A 19,374-nucleotide genomic window follows, 5' to 3' on the forward strand; every position below is an offset into this window, starting at 1 on the left:
AGCCTACTCAACACCCCCCAGCCCCTGCGGGGCAGCCCCCCTTGCAGGGGGGCCCTTCTCGCCCTTCTTTGAAACGCGAATTGGTATTAGTCCATCACGAAGAACATCACAGGGAGAACAGACCATGTCCGAGGAACATTTTCTTCCGCCTCGTGCGGGGAAGGGGGTTCTGTCCCGCGCGAGGGTGAACGCGATTTTAGAGGCCGCAAAGGAGCGAGGGGGACAGTGGATCTACGTGGGGGCTCCGGGCGGATTCGGAAAGAGCCTTGCCGTCTCGCAGTGGCTTGCCCCGCAGCGCAACAAGCACGCCTGGATCACGCTGGACCCCTACGACAACAACGAGGGCCGCTTCGTCCGCAAGCTCCTTGGAGGTCTTGCCTTCGCCCAGAGGGCGAACCGAAGGCTGGCCCATACCGTGGAGCGGGTGCGGCCCCCCTTCCTGGAGTGCCTCTTCGACGCCCTGGACCTGCTCCTCCCCAACGAAAAAAAGTACGTCCTGGTCCTGGACGACCTTCACCACCTGCGGGACGGGGCGGTGCTGAGGGCGCTCCCCCTGTTCCGAAAACGCCTCCCCTCCGCTTTCACCGTCTGCCTCCTGAGCCGGGACGAGCCCCCGGATGTCTTCCTGGACGCCATCCTGAAGGGCGACATGACCGTCCTGGACGCCCGCGACCTGGCCTTCGACGAGGAGGAATTGCGAAGGCTCCTGAGTCGAAACGGCCTCTCCGCCAGTCAGGCCCCCGACCTCCTGAGGAGGACTGCGGGCTGGCCCATAGCGGTGAGGGCCCTTTTGATGGGGCGCGAAACGCCGGAAGAAGCGGAGAAAAAAAGGAAAATGTCCCCCGACGAGGTCCTGCATGGGGAAGAGCTGCTGCGCCGCTACCTGGACGTCCACGTCTGGAGCGGCTGGGGCGATCGGGTTCAGGACTTCCTGATGCAGGCCTCCCTGCCCGCCCTGCTGGACGGGCGGTTGTGCCGCCGCCTGACGGGACGGCAGGACAGTGCTGAAATCCTCGAATCCCTGTCCCGGAACCTGGCCTTCGTCTCCCGTCTGGGGGACGGGCGTTATCGTCTGCACGACCTCTTTCGGGACTTTCTGAGGGAGAAGCTTGCCGAAAGTCCCCGCGCTGGTGAAGTTCACGCTCTGGAAAAAAAGGTGGCCGACGCGCTCTTTGAGGAGGAGGACTATTACGCTGCTGCTGCGCACTACATCCGCTGCTCCGATTCCAGGGGACTGTCCGACTGCTGTGCGGCCTTTCGGCGAATCGCCGCCTCCAGTTCGATCGAGGATCGCATCGCGTTCTTCAAGGAATACGTGATCGGGGGACGCGAGGAGCTGCGCAAGGACCTCTTTGAGGGGAACCTTCCCATAATGGCTCAATGCGCGTTCGTGTACTACGTGGAGGGGGACGCCCGGCAGTTCCTCCGGCTTATGGATAAGATTGAACGAGAGCTGAAAGGCCGAAGCCCAAAGGACGATTCCTGCAAGAAAGTGGACGAGGACGCGCTTCAGTTTTTCTGGGTGCTTCGGGCCCTGGACTTCCGGAGGCCTCTCGACCGCTATACGGACGAGTTCCTGGCGGGGCGAAAGGACCTGGAGCCTCTCCTGGCCGGCGGACGGCTCCGGGTGGGGACCTTCACCGCGGCCATGCCCATGCTGCATCGGTCCTTGATGGACCAGTCGGACCTGGCTCGGGGCCGCAGCCTCTACGCCCAGGCCGAAAGGAGGCGGAAGGCCTTTACCTCCTTTTTGGGAAATGAGCACCTGGTCATACTGGAGTGCCATCTTGCGGGGATCCTCTACGAGAGCGGCCGCCTCCCCGAGGCCTGTTTCCGGGCCCTGAAGGCCCAGGAGATGATGGAGACGACGCCCTGTAGGGCGGAGGTGCGTTTCTCCGCGGACCTGATCCTGTCGGCCATCCTGAGGGGGATGGGACGGAGGGACGAGGCCACCAGGATCGAGGCGGAGACGGAGCGGCGCATCGAGAGGGAAGGCCTCCTGCCCCTGCGTCCCAGCCTTCGGACCTGGCGCTATGCCTCCCGCATCGCCGGCGGAGACGGGACAGCGGCGCGGGAGTGGCTGGATACCTACGCCCCCCCCCTCGCCGACCGCCTGCCCCTGTACCGGATGCACCAGCACTTCGTCACGGTCCGGGCGCTGCTTGCCGTCCGTGAGGATGCCCTGGCCGTCCTCTTTGGCGAGAAGCTGCTGAAGCTGGGGATGGATTTTCGGCGCCAACTGGACGTTATCGAAGCCTCTCTGCTGCTCTCGATCGCCCACAGGAACCTGGGAAACCGCAAAAAAAGCCTCTTTTACATAGAACGGGCGCTCAAGATCGCGGCGCTCTGCAATTTCTCAAGGCTCTTCATCGACGACGCGCCCGCCCTCGCCCCGATCCTCGACGCCCTGCTTCGGGCCTTCAAAACGCGAAAGGCGCTCTGGATCGACTTTGCGGTCCGGGTCCGGGCTGCCATGGCGGGGACCGATACGGCGTCTCCGCCTCCGTCAAAAGCGGAGGCGGAGACGGTTCCCCTCCTGAACGGCAGGCAGGTTCGGATTCTGGAGCTTCTCGAAAGGAACGCCAGCTACGGGGAGATCGCGAAGGACCTGGGGATTGCCCACAGCACGGCAAAATACCACGTCCTCAGGCTTTACCGCGCCTTGGGCGCCTCAAGCGCCGCCGAGGCCCTCGCCCGCGCCGGCTGCAGCAGGCCGCAGCGAGAGGACGGCCTTGCCTGAGCCCCACAGGGCGGGGCCATCCCCGGGTCAGGCGACGGGCGCCTCAGGGCAGATCGCCGGACCGGGCGCCGGGGCTTGCCAGCAGGATGACGCGCTCGCCCGAAGCCACAAGGTTGTACTGCTCGCGGGCCAGGTGCTCGATCCCCTCCCTCGTCTTGTAGAAGGACACCTTCTCCTCATAGTTCCTGACGTTTTCCTTCTTCCGCTGAAGGAGATCCTCCCGCTCGTCGATCGCGCTCCGGATCTGTTCGATCCGGCTCACCTCAAAGGCGTAGTGCGTCACCATGATCAGCGCCAGGAGGCCGAGGAACGCGATCAGGGCGATCCGCCTCAGCGGGGGCATCGCCATGGCGCTACATCCGCTCCGGAGCGCTGACCCCAAGCAGGCCCAGACAGGTGGCGAGGACGATTCGCACCGCCTCCGCCAGGCGCAGGCGGCCGCGCTCAACCTCCGTGCTCTCCCCCAGGATGCGGTTCGTGTTGTAGAAGGAGTGGAAAGCCCCCGCCAGGTTCAGCGCGTAGGCCGTCACCACATGGGGCGCCAGGTCCGCTGAGGCCCCGGCCATCTCCACCGGGAAGGTCGCCAGCGTCTCAGCCAGAGCCCGCGCTTCCCTGTTGTCGAACAACAGGTCGGGAAGGGGCGTCCCATCCCGGCGCAGCGCCGCCACGTCGCCGCCGCGCCCCTCCCACTCCCGAAGGAGGCTCGATATGCGGGCATGGGCGTACTGGAGGTAGTAGACGGGGTTGTCGCTGCTCTGCTTCTTCGCCAGGTCCAGGTCGAAGTCCAGCTGGCTGTCGCTGCGCCGCATGAGGAAGAAGAAGCGCGTCGCGTCCACCCCGACCTCGTCCAGGACCGACCTGAGCGTGACGAACTCCCCGGCGCGCGTCGACATGCTCACGATCTTTCCGTCGCGCTTCAGGGCCACCAGCTGGATCAGGAGGGCCTTGAAGTCGTCGGGGGCCCTGCCCATCGCCTCGACGGCCGCCTTCATGCGCGGGACGTAGCCGTGGTGGTCCGCGCCCCACACGTCGATGACCCGGTCGAACCCCCGGCGCACGAACTTGTCGTGGTGGTAGGCGACGTCGGAGGCGAAGTACGTCGGGACGCCGTTGCTTCGGATCAGGACCCGGTCCTTGTCGTCCGCAAAGGCCGTTGACTTGAACCACAGGGCGCCATTCGACTCGAAGGCGTACCCGCGCTTCTTCAGGTCCTCCATGGCGTGGCTCACCAGGTCCCGCTCGTAGAGCGACGCCTCGGAGAACCAGCTGTCGAACAGGACCCCAAAGCGCTCCAGGTCCTCTCGTATCCCCTCGAGGATGTGGTCCGCCGCATACCTTTCGAACCAGGGAAGGCTCTCCGCGAGGGGAGTCGCGAGGAAGCGATCCCCCTCCTCCTTCCGGATCCGCTCCGCCAGGTCCAGCAGGTAGTCGCCCTTGTAGCCGTCCTCCGGCAACGGGGCGAGCTCCGACCTGCCGCAGACCTCGAAGTAACGGGCCTGCGTGGACCTCCCCAGCGTCTCGATCTGCAGACCGGCGTCGTTGAGGTAATACTCTCGTTCCACGTTCCAGCCCGTGAAGCTCAGGATTCGCGCCACGGCGTCGCCGACGGCCGCGCCGCGGCCGTGGCCGATGTGCAGCGGCCCCGTCGGGTTGGCGCTGACGAACTCCACCTGGACCCTGCGCCCCTGCCCCAGGTCCACTGCCCCGTAGCGCTCCCCCTGCTGCAGGACCTGAGACGCGGCTTCGGCGAACCACCTGTGGGAGAGGAAGAGGTTGATGAACCCCGGCCCCGCGACCTCCACCCTGTCGAGCAGGTCCTGGCACCCCTCCTGCAGGGAGCCGGCGATCCGGGCCGCAATGTCGCGCGGAGGCATCGAGAAGGCCCGCGCCAGCTGCATGGCGACGTTGCTGGCCCGGTCCCCCTGGTCTGCGCGCCTGGGGCGTTCGAGCTCAAAGGACAGAGCCTCGGGCAGCTCCTTTCCGCACGCCTCGGCCGTCCTCAGGGCTGCGGAGTGCAGGGCCCGCACCAGCGCAGCCTCCACTGCGTTCAACCTGGAAAAATTCTCGTCCATTTCTCATCGTTCCTCCCAAAGTTCAGCGCTTCAACTGCACTGGAATATGCCTCTCCGCAAAGGCCTGCCACAGGGCCACGCAACGCTGGAGCAGCGCCAGATCGCCCTCCGCCACCCTGAGCGTATCGACCTCGCACCGAGCCGAGCCCACCACCCGATGACGCCATGCCTTGCAGCTGTCGCTGTAGTTGACCCTGTCCGGCGTCCGCTTCGTCTCCCCCTCGTCGAGGATGCGCTCCGCGCTGCGGGGCAGACCGATCGTCCACCGCTGCTCCAGGACGAAGGGAAAGCGCAGCTCGATGGGAGTGGACTGCCCCTTCAGAGCGCTGAAGGCCTTCGGCAGAAAGGCCGGCGGCATCGCCAAGAGGCCCGGTCCTCCGATCGAGGCCACGCCGGGCTTTTTCTTCAGGGCAAAGGAGAGCTCCAGCCCCTCCCTGCTCCGTCGGCACTGGACGTCCTCGTAATGGCGCAGGTCGGGGAAGAGCTCCAGCAGGGCAGCACGCACCTCGGCCTCCGCAGGGGACCGCTCTCGCAGCAGGAAGGGAATCCAGGCCCCTCGAAGGAGCAGGCGCACGACGCCGGTCAACCTCCCCTGCTCGTCCATCTTGAGCTCCATGGCGGCGAACAGGCGGTTCGCCGCCGCCCTGGAGGCGGGCACCTCCTTACTCGACAGGGTGCCGTTGGCGGAGAGGCCAAAGACCCGCTCCCCCTGAAGGAGCGCGGAAGGCCCTCCGTCGAAGGGGGCGCTCATGTCGTAGAAGACGCTGTCCCGCGTCCGCTGCTTTCCATGAAACGCAGGGACCTCCAGCAGGGCGTCCTGCAGGAGCTCAGGGGACAGAGGGGGCTCCTCCGCAGGCTCTATGGGAAGGCGCCAGCTCATGGGCGCGTCCACCCCTTCCTGAGCCAGCCAGGCCCTGGCCAAAAGCAGTTTTTCGTTCCGGGTCCAGGGCGCCGCGCCGGGGACCTCCCGCCGGGCCCCATCGGGCAGGTGAAGCTCCGGCTGGAGGAAGAGCCAGTTGAGGAGGCTCTTCACGCCCTCCTCCGCAGAGCTGTGAAAGCCCGCCCTCGCGGCGTCCGGCGCGGTGGGGAGCTCGGTGCCGACGGCCGAACGCATCAACCGGATCAGGCCCGCCCTCTCCCGCCTCATGCTGAAGGCCAGCCCCGACCTCCGGGAGCGAATCAGCCCCTTCGGCTCGAAGGGCGCGGTGTTGATGACGCGCCAGCTGTAGACGGACCCCTGGGGGGCCCGTCGGACCTCCGGCTCCAGCTCCTGAGGAAAGGCTCGAAAGACGATGGACTGGGATGGGGGGAGGTGTACCTCCACGTTGGACTCCCAGACGGGAAGGGCCTCCTGCAGCCAGACGAGGTCCTCAAAGGCCAGGGCATCGGGCGTCACATCCCGCCAGGCGACCGCCAGGACGAAGGGCTCCGGCAGGTCCCGGAAGCTCACGGTCTGGAGCCCGCCCTCGGCGACCGGCGCCACGTCCCGCAGCTTCTCTCCCGTGTCGAAGGAGTAGACGCAGGCCTGCAGGACCTCCGCCCGTCCTCCCGCGGGGTCCGGGATTCGCCAGGTCAGCCAGCGGTCGTCCAGGTCCCTGCGGCCCAGGATGACCCACAGGTGCGTCCGCTCCATCCCTCCCTTGTCGCCCCGTCTGAAGACCTCCCGGCGCAGCCAGACGATCCCCTGGGCGTCGGGGTAGGTGGTGAAGTCCGGGTTGAGCTGGCGCATGCGCGCGACGCTGTACTCCGGCACCTCCTCCCCGCCCTGAGCGGCAGCGGGCAGAGCCAGGGCGGCCGTCAGCAAAAGCCACGCCACCAGGAGCCGGCACAGCCTCGTCCCGACCCCGCCGCAGGGGTGGGACCGCGTTCCGGCCGCGTCCTCATCGAAGCGCATCCCTAGAGCCCCTTCCCGCAGCAATGCTTGTACTTCTTCCCGCTCCCGCAGGGGCACGGGTCGTTTCGCCCGATCTTCGTCCCCCGGCGCACGGGCTGACGCTTCCCGCCCCCCGGCTGGGGCAGCGGGTCCTCTCCCCTGCCCTCCGGGCCGAAGCCCGGAAGCTGAAAATCCCGGCTCTCGGAGACGCGTCGCTCCCTGGATGGCCCCTCGGCGGAGACGACCTGCACGCGGAAGATCTGTTCCGCGATGGCCTCCTTGACCCGCTCCATCATCTCCTGGAACAGGTTGAAGGACTCGAACTGATACTCGATCAGGGGGTCCTTCTGGCCGATGGCCCGGAGCCCGATCCCCCGGCGCAGCTCGTCCATGGCCAGCAGGTGATCGCGCCAGGCGTTGTCCAGCGTGTTCAGCAGGACGTACCTCACCAGCCCCTCCGCTACCTCCGGCGGCAGGGTCGCCATCTTTCGGTCGTAGCGGGACTCGACCTCCTTCAGGACCTCCTCGCGCACCAGCTCCAGCCCGGCGCGGCTGTCCACCCGGGCCACCTCGTCTCCGCTCCCCGCCCCGAAGAGGGCGCGGAAGCGCGCCTCGGCCCTCGCCGGGTCCGCCTCCCCCTCCTCCGGGAAGTAGCGGTCCAGGATCGAGGAGGCGACACCGTGGACCACGTCCCGACCGTAGGCGACAACGTCCTCGTCCGTCAGGATCATGTGCCGCTCGTGGTAGACCGCTTCCCGCTGCTGGTTCATCACGTTGTCGTAGGCCAGGAGCTGCTTTCGGATGTCGAAGTGCATCTCCTCGACCTTGTGCTGCGACGACTCGATGATCCTCGAGAGCATCCCCGACTCGATGGCCTCTCCGTCCGTCATCCCCAGCTTCCCCATCAGGCCCTGAATGCGCTCGGAGCCGAAGAGGCGCAGCAGGTTGTCCTCAAGGGAGAGGTAGAAGCGGCTGCTGCCCGGGTCGCCCTGGCGGCCGGACCGTCCGCGCAGCTGGTTGTCGATGCGGCGGGACTCGTGCCGCTCCGTCCCCACGATCGCCAGGCCGCCCAGCGCCGCCACCTTTTCGTGCTCCTCGCGGCAGGCGGCGGAGAAGTCCACAAGGAAGGCGTCGTAGGCCTCCTTGATCCTGGCGAATATCCCGCGCAGCCGCCCGACGATCTCCGCGCCCTCGGCCGCATTGACGCGCTGCTCCTTCAGGTAGTTCGCCGCCAGGTTCTCCGTGTCCAGGTTGGAATAGCGCACGAAGTACTCGTAGACGCTCTCCTCGTCCAGCCCGCTCCCGCCCCAGTCGACCTCGGGGCGGGTGGCCAGGAGCTTCTCCCGGGCCAGAAACTCCGGGTTCCCCCCCAGCATGATGTCCGTGCCGCGGCCCGCCATGTTCGTGGCGACGGTCACGGCTCCTTCGTGTCCCGCCTGGGCCACGATGTGGGCCTCCTTCTCGTGGTGCTTCGCGTTCAGCACCTGGTGGGGCACGTGGCGGGCCTTCAGCAGCTTGCTGACCCGCTCCGAATTCTCGATGGAGGTGGTCCCCACCAAGACAGGCTGTCCGCGCTTGTGGCACTCCTCCACGTCGTCCGCGACGGCGTTGAACTTCTCCACCATCGTGCCGTAGATCACGTCGGGGTTGTCCTTTCGGATCATCGGACGGTGGGTGGGGATCGTCACCACCTGCAGGCCGTAGATCTCCTTGAACTCCTCGGCCTCCGTAGCGGCCGTTCCCGTCATGCCCGCGAGCTTTCTGTACATGCGGAAGTAGTTCTGAAGGGTGATCGTGGCAAGCGTCTGGCTTTCGCGCCCCACCTTGACGCGCTCCTTCGCCTCGATGGCCTGATGGAGCCCGTCTGAGTAGCGGCGCCCCACCATGAGGCGCCCCGTGAACTCGTCCACGATCACGATCTCCCCGTCCTTCACCACGTAATCCACGTCGCGGGTAAAGAGGCGGTGTGCCTTCAGCGCCTGCACGATACGGTGCGCCAGGTCGGAATGTGCCGCGTCGGAGAAGAGCCCCGGCAGCTTCAGGGCGTCCTCGCAGCGCTGGATACCCGCCTCCGTGACGGCGATGCTGCGCTCCTTCTCGTCCTTTTCGTAGTCGGCCCCTTCCTTGAGCTGGCGGGCCACGCCGTCCGCCTTCACGTAGAGATCGACGTTGTCGTCCGAGGGGCCTGAGATGATGAGGGGAGTCCGAGCCTCGTCGATGAGGATGGAGTCCACCTCGTCCACGATGCAGTAGGCGTGCGGGCGCTGCACCATCTGGTCCGCGCGCATCACCATGTTGTCGCGCAGGTAATCGAAGCCGAACTCGCTGTTCGTGCCGTAGGTTATGTCCGCCCTGTAGGCCTCGTAGCGCTCTTCGGCCGGCATGTAGGGATAGATCACCCCCACGGAGAGCCCCAGGAAATTGTAGATGGGGGCCATCCAGGCGGCGTCGCGCCGGGCCAGATAGTCGTTCACGGTCACGAGGTGGACGCCCTCCCCCTTCAGGGCGTTGAGGACGACGGCCAGGGTCGCCACCAGGGTCTTGCCCTCACCGGTCTTCATCTCGGCGATGTGCCCGTCGTGCAGGGCCATGCCGCCGATCAGCTGGACATCGTAATGACGCAGGCCAATCGTCCTCCAGGACACCTCGCGGGCCAGCGCGAAGACCTCCGGCAGGAGCTCGTTCAGGTCCGCGCCCTCCCGCGCCAGCCCGCGCAGCTCCGCTCCACGGGTCCGCAGCTCCTCGACGCTCCTGGCCTCCATCGCGTCCGACAGAGCGTTGACGTCCTCAACCTGCGTCCCGTACTTCCGGAGGGCGCGGTCGTTGGGGTCCAGCCCCAGCATCTTCCTTAAACTCTTCCACAGCATTCAGGCAGTCACCTCAAAATGATGATAATGTCAAAAAAATGCAGAAGTGCGGGGCCCCCTGGGGCTCCCGCGCACCGGCAGCTTTCCCTCCTGCCATTATAGCCCACGGGACGCCGCTGCGCCCCGGCTACAGGGAGCGCCAGTTCTTGAAGCCCTGCCCCAGCACCTCTGAGGCGTCGCAGATGGAGACGAAAGCGTGGGGGTCCTTCTCCTTGAGGAAGCGCTTGAGGTTCGCCACCTGGCGCGGCCCCAGGAGGGAGAGGAGCACCGGGCGGGGCTCGCCCGTGTAGACGCCCCGACCGTCGAGGCGGGTCACGCCCCGGCCCGTCGCCGTGATGAAGCGGCTGACCTCGTCCGGGATGCTGGTGATGATGAGCGCCTGCTTGCGCTTGTCGAAGTTCCGGGTCATGTTGTCCAGCATCACCCCGCAGATGTACACGCTCACCACGCCGTAGACCACCGGCTCAAGCCCCACCACGCCCAGGGAGAGCGCCAGGATGACGACGTTGTAGATGATGGAGAACCGGCCCACCTCGAGGTCGTAGCGGCGGCGCAGGACCGCGGCCGCGATGTCGAAGCCCCCGCTGGAGCCCCCCACGTTGAACATGGCCCCCATGCTGACGCCCTTCAGGAAGCCCGAGATCACCGCCGCCATGAACTTGTCCTCCGTGATCAAGAACGGAAAGCGCGAGAAGACCGCGAGGAAGCCGGAGAACACGACGACGGAAAAGACCGTCAGAGCCAGAAAGTGCAGGCTCAGGTCCCTGCGTCCCCAATAGATCAGCATCAGGTTGACGCCGACGATCATCCAGTTGGGGGAGATACCGAAAAGGTAGTTCGTCAGCACGGCGATGCCGGGCACCCCGATGTCCGGAAAGCGATAGGGCAGCGTGCAGTACGCCACCGCGAAAGCGTAGACGACGTTCGCCAAGACCAGGACCACAAGGGCCCGCCATTCCCTGGCGCACAGATTCCGCAGGGAGCTCAGAGTTTCCTTCGCCATTTCCATTCTTTTCCCTCGTATTCTCAGCGTATTTTTATGAAGTGCCGGGCTAAGCCGGGCGCCGGCAATCGGCCTCGAAGGCCTCCGGCAGGAGCCGGACCTCCGCGATCATCAGTGCCCCTCCCTCAAGCCTTGGCTGTACGACGTCCGTTTCGATCCACGTGAGGCTCACGTCGTTCACGCCACCGGGGTTCACCACCCGGACCTCGTCCCCCACGACCCCCAGGAGGCGCCCCGCAATGGCGCTCGCCGCAGAACCCGTCCCGCAGGAGAGGGTGACGTCCTCCACGCCCCGTTCGTAGGTGACGACGTCGAGCGTCCCGGAGTCTTCCGACGAGAGGAGGGCGAAGTTCACGTTAGCCCCCACCGGGAAGAGGTCCTGCCGGCTGCGGAGCGCGCGTCCCAGCACAGCGTACTCGGCGATCGAGCGTCGGCGTTCCCGCTCAAAGATCACCGCGTGGGGCACGCCCACCACAAGGAAGGCGTAGGTAAAGTCACAGCCTTCCACGGAGGCGTGGGCCTTCAGCACCGCCGACCCTGTGCTGACCGGAGCCAGGTCCAGGGCGACGCGGTTTCCCCTGACGACCGCATGGACGTCGCCTCCCCGCGTTTCAAAGGTCATCTCCCGTCCCACAATCCCCCGGTCGAAGGCGAAGCGCGCCGCGCAGCGGGCGCCGTTGCCGCACATCTCCCCCTCGGAGCCGTCCCGATTGAACAGGCGCATCCGAAACGCTGCGCGCTCCGAGGGTTCCAGCGCAAGGAGCCCATCTGCCCCCACGGACTCCCTGCGACGGCAGACGGCCCGCGCCGCACGAGCGAGGGCCGAAGCGTCCATCGCCAGCGACAGGTTGTCCACGACGAGAAAGTCGTTCCCGTTTCCGTTCATCTTCAGGCAATCAATCATTATTAGCTCCCTCCGAGCCGACGGCCGCAGGACGCCTGGCAAGCCCTGAGGATGCGTCGTCTTTTGCGGAAACTCCCCCTTTCGGAGCTCCTCAAATGCGGTATAATAAATCAGTTGGACCTCTTTGCCAACGTCGCTTATCAAGTAATTTATCATAGCAGGCCCGCGGAAGAAAGTGCTGAGTAAAACTACACGACACGGCCCTTCCGCCAGGAGGACGCCCAGCCGCCTGCCGGTCGCGATTCAGGAGGGAACATGGACAACAGAACGCAGGGGATGCAGAGCGCCATCAACGACTACAACGCCAACAAGATCAAGGTCCTTGAGGGGTTGGAGGCGGTGCGCAAGCGTCCGGGGATGTACATTGGCGATACGGGGCCCAGGGGGCTTCATCACCTGGTCAACGAGGTGGTCGACAACTCCATTGACGAGGCGATGGCCGGCTTCTGCACCCGAATCGACGTGACCATCCACAAGGACGAGAGCGTTACCGTCCAGGACGACGGCCGCGGGATCCCGACGGACCCGCACCCCTCGAACGGACGGCCGACCTGCGAGGTCGTGCTGACGCGCCTGCACGCCGGCGGTAAGTTTGAGCAGGGCGCCTACTCGGTGTCCGGGGGCCTTCACGGCGTGGGCGTTTCCGCTGTCAACGCCCTCTCGGAGTGGTTCGAGGTCACCATCGCGCGAAACGGCATGGAGCGCACCCAGCGCTTTGAGCGCGGCGTGCCCGTCACGGACCTCTCGGAGGGCGTGCCGGTCGACTGGCAGGGCACGAGGATTCACTACCTCCCCGACAAGGAGATCTTCGAGGACGTCCACCACTCCCTGGAGACCCTCAAGAGCCGCTTCATGGAACTGGCCTTCCTGAACGCCGGGGTCCGCATCTTCGTCACCGACGAGCGCAGCAGCGAGAGCCGGGAGTATCACTTCGAGGGGGGCGTCAGCGCCTTCGTTCAGTACCTGAACCGAGACAGGACGACGCTCTTCGCTCCCCCGGTCGTCATATCGGGCGAGAGGAACGACATCAAGGTGGACATGGCCCTTCAGTACAACGACGAGTATCAGGAACGCATCCTCACCTACGCGAACCTGATCCACACGGTGGAGGGCGGAACGCACCTCATGGGCCTGCGCCAGGCGCTGACGCGAGCCCTCAACGAGGCGGCGCGCAGCGGAAAGCTCTTGAACGACAAGGAAGACAACCTCACGGGCGACGACCTGAAGGAGGGGCTGACCTGCGTCCTCTCCGTCAAGCTCGTGGAGCCTCAGTTCGAGGGACAGACCAAGACGAAGCTCGGCAACAGCGACGTGCGCGGCGCGGTGGACTCCGTCGTCTACGAGGGGCTCCTCTCCGTCATCGAGGAGCGACCCGACATCGTCCGCCCCATCGTGGACAAGGCGCTTCGGGCCCGCAGGGCGCGAGAGGCGGCCAAGAAGGCCAAGGAGCTGGTGCGCAAGGGCGCCATGACCGGGATGAACCTTCCGGGCAAGCTGGCGGACTGCTCCTCCAAGACGCCGGAGAACTCGGAGATCTACATCGTCGAGGGGGACAGCGCCGGCGGCAGCGCCAAACAGGCGCGCGACCGCACCTTTCAGGCGATCCTGCCGCTGCGGGGCAAGATATTGAACGTCGAAAAGGCGCAGGAACACAAGATGCTTCAGAACCGCGAGATCCAGACGATCATCACGGCGCTGGGGTGCGGCATTGGCACGGAGTTCAACGCGACTCGGCTCCGCTACCACAAGATCATCATCATGACCGACGCCGACGTGGACGGCGCGCACATCAGCACGCTGCTCCTGACCTTCTTCTATCGCCACATGCCGGAGCTCCTGACGGAGGGGTACATCTACCTCGCCCAACCGCCGCTCTACCGCGTGCAGAGGGGCAAGCAGGTCCACTACTGCTACACGGAGAAGGAGCTGCGCCAGCATGTGGACGGCGCGCCGGACCCCGACAAGGTGGGCGTGCAGCGCTACAAGGGACTCGGTGAGATGAATCCGGAGCAGCTTTGGATGACGACGATGGACCCCGCCAACCGCATCCTGAAGAAGGTGGAGCTGGACGACGACCTCCTGGCGGACGAGTACTTCGACATCCTGATGGGCGAGAGGGTGGAACCGCGCCGGGAGTTCATCACCACCAACGCTAACTCGGCCAAGAACGTGGATCTCTACGCCGGTTGACGCGCGAGGGTTTCACCTTAAGAGAAAAAGTGACGCGCTCCGGCGGATTCTTCCGCCGAGGCGCGTCACTTTTTCTCCAGAATTTCAGCCGGGATCCGCGGCAGGAGTCGATGCCACTCAGGCCGTCGCCCGCTCTCCGGACGCCGCCGGACCGTCGTGGATCTGCCTCAGCACCTCGATGGCGACCTCAAGGGCGCGCTTGCCATCCCGGATTCCCACCAGGGGTTGCCGCCTGTCCCGGACACAGCTGACGAAGTGGGCCAGCTCCAGCTTCAGCGGCTCGTTCTTGGGGAAGATCGGGCTCTCGAGGATCTCCATCTGTCCGTCGCTGCTGCTGACGCAGCGGTTGATCTGCACCGTCTGCGTCTCGTAGTTTACCGTGATCTGGCGCTGGCGCTCCATGATCTCCAGCTGACGCAGTTTCTTCTCCGAGACGCGGCTGACCAGGATGTGAGCCACCACTCCATTCTCGAAGGTGATCTGAGCGTCCGCGATGTCCTCGTGCTCCGTAGAGACGCAGGCCCCCGCCGCCGCGATGCGGGCGATGGGGGACGGGACCAGGGAGAGGATGATGTCGATGTCGTGGATCATCAGGTCCAGCACGACCCCCACGTCGTTGATTCGCGGCGAGAAGGGGCCGATGCGTTTGGACTCCAGGTAGATGGGCTTGTGGGCCGTCTGGGAGATGTAGCGAATCGCGCTGTTGAAGCGTTCGATGTGCCCCACCTGAAGCACCAGGTCCTTCTCCGCCGCCAGCCGCAGCAGGTCCTCTGCCTCCTCGGGGCGGGTCGTGACCGGCTTCTCGATCAGGACGTGAAGCCCCGCCTCCATCGCCCGTTTGGCGATCTCATAGTGCAGGCTCGTCGGAACCACGATGGATACGGCGTCCGGCGCCTGACGGTCGATGAGCTCCTCCAGGCTCCCGTACGCGGGGACGCCCAGGTGAGCGCCTATTGAGCGCGCCCGCTCCGGATCGTTGTCGGCGACCCCCACCAGGCGCGCGTCCAAAAGCTCCGTGTAGACCCTCGCGTGGTGCTGTCCCAGGTGCCCCACCCCAATGACGCCAAACCTCTTTATCGATTCCATAACGTCACCTTCCAGCGAGATGCAAAGTCTTTGCGCCGTCGGCGTCCCTCGATGCGCGGCAGCTGCGTCGTCTCCCGTTTATCCTTATCCCCGCTTCGGCATCCTTTGTGGCACGCCGCCGCTCCCGAAAGCGAAATTTCTTCGCCCTCGTTTCGGGCGCTTCGGGTCAGAGCAGCCGGAGGTGCAGGAACATCCGGTCCTCGCGGTCCCCTCCGCGGTAGGAGTAGCAGCGTCCGTCGGAGGCCGTATCCATCCCCGCGACGTGAATTCGCTCCTCAGGGACCCCGCACTCCGCCAGCTGCCTTCGGATCTCGCCCGCGATATCGAAATAGAAGCTCTGTCCGACCCTCTCGACGTTGTCCGGATGGAAGGTGTTGAGCCCGCGCTGCGTCCACTCCTCAAGCGTTCGGGGGTAGCTCCTGCCGGCGATGCAGGGACCGATCCACGCGGAGGCGGAGGCCGTCGCTCCCCGCCCCATCGAACGCTCGACCTCCAGAAGGCCCGATCGCGCGATGTTCTGGACCGTGCCCTTGTAGCCCGAATGGAGGATCAGCGCCCATGGGCCGTGCCGCCGCGCCCACTCCTCCGAAGGGAGCAGGAGGACCGGGGCGCAGTCCGCGAAGCGCAGGGAGGCGTCGAGGTCGCTGCGCGTCAGCAGGACGCCGTCCGCCTCCACATGCGCCGGGAGGGCGGCCTCAGGATCGGCCTTCAGAATTCGGACCCCATGCACCTGACGGGGGGCGACCAGGGGCCGCCCCTCGTCGAGGAAGTCCGGCGCGAGGCGGTCGCGGATCGCCGCGGCGCGCCCTTCCGTTCCCGCGAGCAGCGGGCCGCGCATAAAGAGGCGGGCGGAGGCGAAGGACCGGGCCGGCAGGAACTCCAGGACGTTCTGACCTCGCGGAAGGCACAGCCGAAAGTGCTCCCGGTCGGCTACGCGCTCCTCAAACACGGCGGGGCCCTCCACTCTCAAGCGCTTCCCGCAGCCTGGGCCGCACCCACCCGATCAGGTAGAGGCTGCCGCAGACGAGCACGACCTCGTTCTCCCGACGGGCCAGCAGCGCCGCCTCCAGAGGCGAGGCGAAGGACCGAGGCTCATTGCGCCAGGGAAATCCCGCCGCTGTGCTCAGCAGGTCCTGAGCCGGGAGGCACCGCTCCATGTCCGGCACCTCCGTGGCGTAGAGGGCGGGGGACAGCGCGCCGAGGAACGAGAGGCACCCCCGATAGTCCTTGTCCCGCATCGCGGCGTAAACCACGCCAAGCCTCTTGCCCCTCCAGAGCTCACGGACGCTCTCGACGAGCTTCTTCACCCCGTCCAGGTTGTGTCCTCCGTCCAGGACGACCGTCGGGTCGTGGGCGATGACCTCGAGACGTCCGGGCCAGCGGGCCTCCGCAATCCCCAGCAAAATACTCTGCTCCGTCAACCCCGGGAACCTGTCCCGAACCTGAGCGAGGGCCAGGAGCGCCAGCGAGGCGTTGGACAGCTGATAGCGCCCCGGCAGGCGGGTGCGAACGCGATCGAGGTCGAGGAGCGGGGAGCGAAAGTCGAAGGTGCAGCCCGACTCGTCCATCAGGACGTCCTCCAGCCGAACCTCCTCGGAGACGACGTGGGGCAGCGCGCCCGCTCTCCCGCAGAAGGACTTGAAGAGGGGGACCAGCGCCGGGTTGTCGCCCAGGAAACAGGCCGGAACGCCGGGCCTCACCACGGCGAACTTCTCCCCTGCGATCGCCTCCAGCGTGTCCCCCAGAAACTCCATGTGGTCCATCGAGATGGAGGTCACGACGGAACACGCGACCCGGCCCAACAGGTTCGTCGCGTCCAGCCGACCGCCCAGTCCCGCCTCGACGACCCCCACCTGCGCCCCCTCCCGCTCGGCCAGCAGGAAGGCCGCCGCCGTCACCAGTTCAAAGTAGGAGGGAGGGTCCTTCGCCAGAAGCCCGTCCTCCCGCACCGGCGCAACCGCATCCCTCACGGCGGCCAGCCACTTTTCCCCCGCAAGCGGCTCTCCGTCGATCCATAGGCGCTCCGCGGGGCTCTCCAGGTGGGGGCTGCTGTAGAAGGCGGTCCTGCAGCCCGCGGCTCGCAGCGCCGACGCCAGGAACGCGCAGGTGGACCCCTTCCCGTTGGTGCCCACGACGTGCAGGGCCGGCCATCGGTCCTGCGGGCTGCCCAGGAGACGGAGCAATCGCCCGATCCGCTCCAGGCCGGGTCGGATACCCTGAGAGGCCGCCCCGTTCAAAGTTCGCTCCATCTCCGCAAACGCTGCGGCATCTGAAGGGTTCACACGATTCATCGGACCATTCCCTCGCTTTTTGAAAAAGGACCTCCAACAAAAAAAGCTCCGGGGCTTCCATCCCCGGAGCAAGGCTGAGGCATCGCAAACTAACGTTGAGCCGGCGGGATGGCGTAGCTCTGTGGAAACCCCAGTTTCTTGAGCTGAAGGATAGCCACCTCCGCAGATCGCTTTGTACTTCCGGCCTGCACCCAAACCTTGTGAAACTTCGGGCTGGAGAACACCGTCGCCCTGTATCCGGCCTTCGTCAGTGTGGCTACGGTCTCCTGCGCCATTCCCTTCGAGGAAAAGGCTCCCACTTGAACGCGCCACACGGCCGTTCCCTGCTGAGCGGGCTTCTGAGGTGCGGGGGGCTGGGGCTTCGGCTTTTGCTGCGGAGCCGGCTTGGGCTGCTGGGGCTTTGCAGGCTCGGCATTGGCCTTCTTCTGCACCTGAGGGGGCGGAGCCTCCTTCTGTTTCACCGGCTTCACCGGCGTGCGGTCCACCTTCACCATGCCCGTTCCCGCGTCCACGGAGGAAGATGTCGTCGGGATGGGCTGAGGGGTGGAGCGGGCAGTGGTGTCGCCGTAGGGGATGACCGTAACGTCGAGGGGCAGCGGGGTTTTGGGGCTGACGGACAACTCCGCTCCCCCGTCGGCGCTGCCCGCTCCGGTCCCCGCCGTGAGGCCGGCCTGCGGCACCTCTTCCATCGGCGGGACCTCGGCGTCGGCAGAAGGGGGCGTCCCTGCCAGGAGGTCCTCCGCCTGAGGGGGAAGGGCTCCGGAGGAAAAGGCCAGGCCATTGGCAAAGAAAAGTTTTCCGGCAACCACAAGAAGGCCGATCGCCACAACCCCGACGAACGGCAGTATGATGTCCCCGAAGGAGAGGATGAACCCCTTCTTCTTGATCTCCCTATGTCTCGATCGCCTCGTGATCCTTCTCTTCAACGGTGCTGCTCCCATTCCCTGCCCCTTCCGTTACTCCCTGGGGCGCCTTCTGAAGATGGCGGGCTGGTCGTAGGGCATCTTGGGCAGGCCCCGGAACGGCGCCATCTCATCCTCGCTGGGAGACTGCAGTCTCGTCTCCTCGAAGCTCCCGCGCTCCTGCCTCCCGAAGATCGTCCTCGCGTGGGAGGGCTGCTGGGTTCCCTCGTTCCTGGCGGCCGGCTTTTCGGGCACCCGGTTGGAGGAAGGCGCCTTGCGGCTCAGGGCCCGTCCCTCCGGGAAGCCCGTCGCGATGAGGGTCACGCGGACCTTGCCGCCCATCTTCTCGTCGATGACGTGCCCCCAGATGACCTCCGCTTCGGGGTCCGCCGTCGATTTGACGACCTCCGCCGCCTTGGACATCTCCATCAGCGTGATGTCCGGCCCCGTCGTCACGTTGAAGAGGACGCCCTTCGCGCCCTCCATGGGCACCGACATCAGCGGGGACTTGATCGCGGCCCGCGCCGCCTGCTCCGCCCGATTGTCGCCGTCGCTCTCCCCGATCCCCATGATCGCCGTTCCGGCGTTGGACATCACCGTCCGCACGTCCGCGAAGTCCAGGTTGATGAAGCCCGGCTGGGTGATCAGGTCCGTCACGCCCTTAACGGCCTGGTAGAGCACCTCGTCCACCATCGCGTAGGCCTCCGTCAGGAGCATCTTTTCCGCGTTGCCCAGCTGAAGCAGCCGGTCGTTCTCCACGATCAGGAGGGCGTCCACGCATTTTTTGAGGTTCTCGATGCCGCCCTGAGCCGTCTTGAACCGCTTCTGCATCTCAAAGTTGAACGGCAGGGTGACGACGCCGACCACGAGGGCACCCGATTCCTTTGCAGCCGCAGCGATCACCGGCGCGGCTCCCGTTCCCGTGCCGCCGCCCATTCCGGCGGTCACGAAGAGCATGTGTGCGCCCTCTATGTGCTCTTTAATGCACTCCAGGGACTCCTTCGCGGCCTCCATGCCAACCTCCGGGTTCGCGCCGGCTCCCAGCCCTCCCGTCCTCTTCTCGCCGAGGATGATGTGGTTGTTCTTGGGAGCCCGGTTCAGGGCCAACGCCTTGGCATCCGTGTTGGCGGCGATGAACTCCACGCCTTCCAGGCCGGATTCAATGATGTGGTTCAGAGCGTTGCCGCCTCCGCCGCCCACTCCAATGACGATGATATTCTCCCGCTGCTTTATCGCATCGTCGGAGAGCTCAAACATCTGTCCCTGATCCATCTGCCATCCTCCCAGCTGCTTTTGCTTCGACATTCATCCGGCGCCCCGGCCTGTTGCAGGCGGCAGGAATTCTTTTCGGAAAAATAAACAAATCCCCGGCCCCGCGCCCTAAACGACATCCCGCTGTGCGGCACACTGCATCACATTCTGTTTAATTAGAGGACGAACCCGCTC

General features: G+C 65.9%; 13 protein-coding genes. 2 read left to right on the forward strand and 11 right to left on the reverse strand.

All coding sequences use genetic code 11. From position 1 onward, the window contains the following. Positions 1-124 precede the first annotated feature (124 nt). Positions 125-2,740, forward strand: coding sequence for a LuxR C-terminal-related transcriptional regulator (locus tag ACK28C_RS10425; protein WP_015556651.1), 2,616 nt, complete (start codon positions 125-127; stop codon positions 2,738-2,740). Between the two features lie 43 nt (positions 2,741-2,783). Here ACK28C_RS10425 and ACK28C_RS10430 read toward each other — a convergent pair whose 3' ends face one another. The 6 genes from ACK28C_RS10430 to dapF all read right to left on the reverse strand — a co-directional run bounded on the left by ACK28C_RS10430 (position 2,784) and on the right by dapF (position 11,459). After that, entirely contained in the window at positions 2,784-3,089 is a 306-nt protein-coding gene (locus ACK28C_RS10430; RefSeq protein WP_015556650.1) for a septum formation initiator family protein, read from the reverse strand. A 4-nt stretch (positions 3,090-3,093) separates the two neighbouring features. Further along, positions 3,094-4,812, reverse strand: coding sequence for an arginine--tRNA ligase (gene argS, locus ACK28C_RS10435; RefSeq protein WP_015556649.1), 1,719 nt, complete (start codon positions 4,810-4,812; stop codon positions 3,094-3,096). A gap of 22 nt (positions 4,813-4,834) precedes the next feature. Continuing rightward, positions 4,835-6,706, reverse strand: a complete 1,872-nt coding sequence (locus ACK28C_RS10440) for a hypothetical protein (protein ID WP_015556648.1) — start codon at positions 6,704-6,706, stop codon at positions 4,835-4,837. Between the two features lie 2 nt (positions 6,707-6,708). After that, entirely contained in the window at positions 6,709-9,552 is a 2,844-nt protein-coding gene (gene secA, locus ACK28C_RS10445) for a preprotein translocase subunit SecA (RefSeq protein WP_208873290.1), read from the reverse strand. Between the two features lie 127 nt (positions 9,553-9,679). Then, complete coding sequence (locus ACK28C_RS10450) at positions 9,680-10,561, reverse strand: YitT family protein (protein WP_208873288.1); 882 nt, start codon at positions 10,559-10,561, stop codon at positions 9,680-9,682. A 43-nt stretch (positions 10,562-10,604) separates the two neighbouring features. Further along, positions 10,605-11,459, reverse strand: a complete 855-nt coding sequence (gene dapF / locus ACK28C_RS10455; RefSeq protein ID WP_015556645.1) for a diaminopimelate epimerase — start codon at positions 11,457-11,459, stop codon at positions 10,605-10,607. A gap of 255 nt (positions 11,460-11,714) precedes the next feature. Here dapF and gyrB point away from each other — a divergent pair, with 255 nt between their 5' ends. After that, the gene (gyrB, locus tag ACK28C_RS10460) at positions 11,715-13,649 is read left to right on the forward strand and encodes a DNA topoisomerase (ATP-hydrolyzing) subunit B (protein WP_015556644.1); all 1,935 of its coding nucleotides are present in this window, start codon (positions 11,715-11,717) and stop codon (positions 13,647-13,649) included. A gap of 117 nt (positions 13,650-13,766) precedes the next feature. Here the strand turns inward: gyrB and ACK28C_RS10465 are convergent, their stop codons facing one another. The 5 genes from ACK28C_RS10465 to ftsZ form a co-directional block, all read right to left on the reverse strand. Further along, on the reverse strand, positions 13,767-14,735 hold the full coding sequence (locus ACK28C_RS10465) for a Gfo/Idh/MocA family protein (protein WP_015556643.1): 969 nt from the start codon (positions 14,733-14,735) through the stop codon (positions 13,767-13,769). Between the two features lie 166 nt (positions 14,736-14,901). Continuing rightward, a complete protein-coding gene (locus ACK28C_RS10470; protein WP_208873286.1) occupies positions 14,902-15,684 on the reverse strand; it encodes a polyphenol oxidase family protein in 783 nt (260 codons plus the stop codon). Further along, positions 15,677-16,984, reverse strand: a complete 1,308-nt coding sequence (locus ACK28C_RS10475; RefSeq protein ID WP_409152139.1) for a bifunctional folylpolyglutamate synthase/dihydrofolate synthase — start codon at positions 16,982-16,984, stop codon at positions 15,677-15,679. Before ACK28C_RS10475 ends, ACK28C_RS10470 begins: the two co-directional genes overlap by 8 nt. Positions 16,985-17,115: 131 nt before the next feature. After that, complete coding sequence (locus ACK28C_RS10480; RefSeq protein WP_208873282.1) at positions 17,116-17,952, reverse strand: SPOR domain-containing protein; 837 nt, start codon at positions 17,950-17,952, stop codon at positions 17,116-17,118. Between the two features lie 30 nt (positions 17,953-17,982). Then, positions 17,983-19,200 carry a cell division protein FtsZ gene (ftsZ, locus tag ACK28C_RS10485; RefSeq protein ID WP_015556642.1) on the reverse strand — a complete coding sequence of 406 codons (1,218 nt, stop codon included), beginning with the start codon at positions 19,198-19,200 and terminating at the stop codon, positions 17,983-17,985. Positions 19,201-19,374 lie beyond the last annotated feature (174 nt).

Source organism: Fretibacterium fastidiosum, from assembly GCF_964642095.1.
Taxonomy (GTDB): domain Bacteria; phylum Synergistota; class Synergistia; order Synergistales; family Aminobacteriaceae; genus Fretibacterium; species Fretibacterium fastidiosum.

Excerpts from the sequence above, each read along its gene's own strand:
- ACK28C_RS10425 (WP_015556651.1), top strand. The coding sequence starts at position 125 with ATGTCCGAGGAACATTTTCTTCCGCCTCGTGCGGGGAAGGGGGTTCTG.
- ACK28C_RS10430 (WP_015556650.1), bottom strand. The coding sequence starts at position 3,089 with ATGGCGATGCCCCCGCTGAGGCGGATCGCCCTGATCGCGTTCCTCGGC.
- argS (WP_015556649.1), bottom strand. The coding sequence starts at position 4,812 with ATGGACGAGAATTTTTCCAGGTTGAACGCAGTGGAGGCTGCGCTGGTG.
- ACK28C_RS10440 (WP_015556648.1), bottom strand. The coding sequence starts at position 6,706 with ATGCGCTTCGATGAGGACGCGGCCGGAACGCGGTCCCACCCCTGCGGC.
- secA (WP_208873290.1), bottom strand. The coding sequence starts at position 9,552 with ATGCTGTGGAAGAGTTTAAGGAAGATGCTGGGGCTGGACCCCAACGAC.
- ACK28C_RS10450 (WP_208873288.1), bottom strand. The coding sequence starts at position 10,561 with ATGGAAATGGCGAAGGAAACTCTGAGCTCCCTGCGGAATCTGTGCGCC.
- dapF (WP_015556645.1), bottom strand. The coding sequence starts at position 11,459 with ATGATTGATTGCCTGAAGATGAACGGAAACGGGAACGACTTTCTCGTC.
- gyrB (WP_015556644.1), top strand. The coding sequence starts at position 11,715 with ATGGACAACAGAACGCAGGGGATGCAGAGCGCCATCAACGACTACAAC.
- ACK28C_RS10465 (WP_015556643.1), bottom strand. The coding sequence starts at position 14,735 with ATGGAATCGATAAAGAGGTTTGGCGTCATTGGGGTGGGGCACCTGGGA.
- ACK28C_RS10475 (WP_409152139.1), bottom strand. The coding sequence starts at position 16,984 with ATGGAGCGAACTTTGAACGGGGCGGCCTCTCAGGGTATCCGACCCGGC.
- ftsZ (WP_015556642.1), bottom strand. The coding sequence starts at position 19,200 with ATGGATCAGGGACAGATGTTTGAGCTCTCCGACGATGCGATAAAGCAG.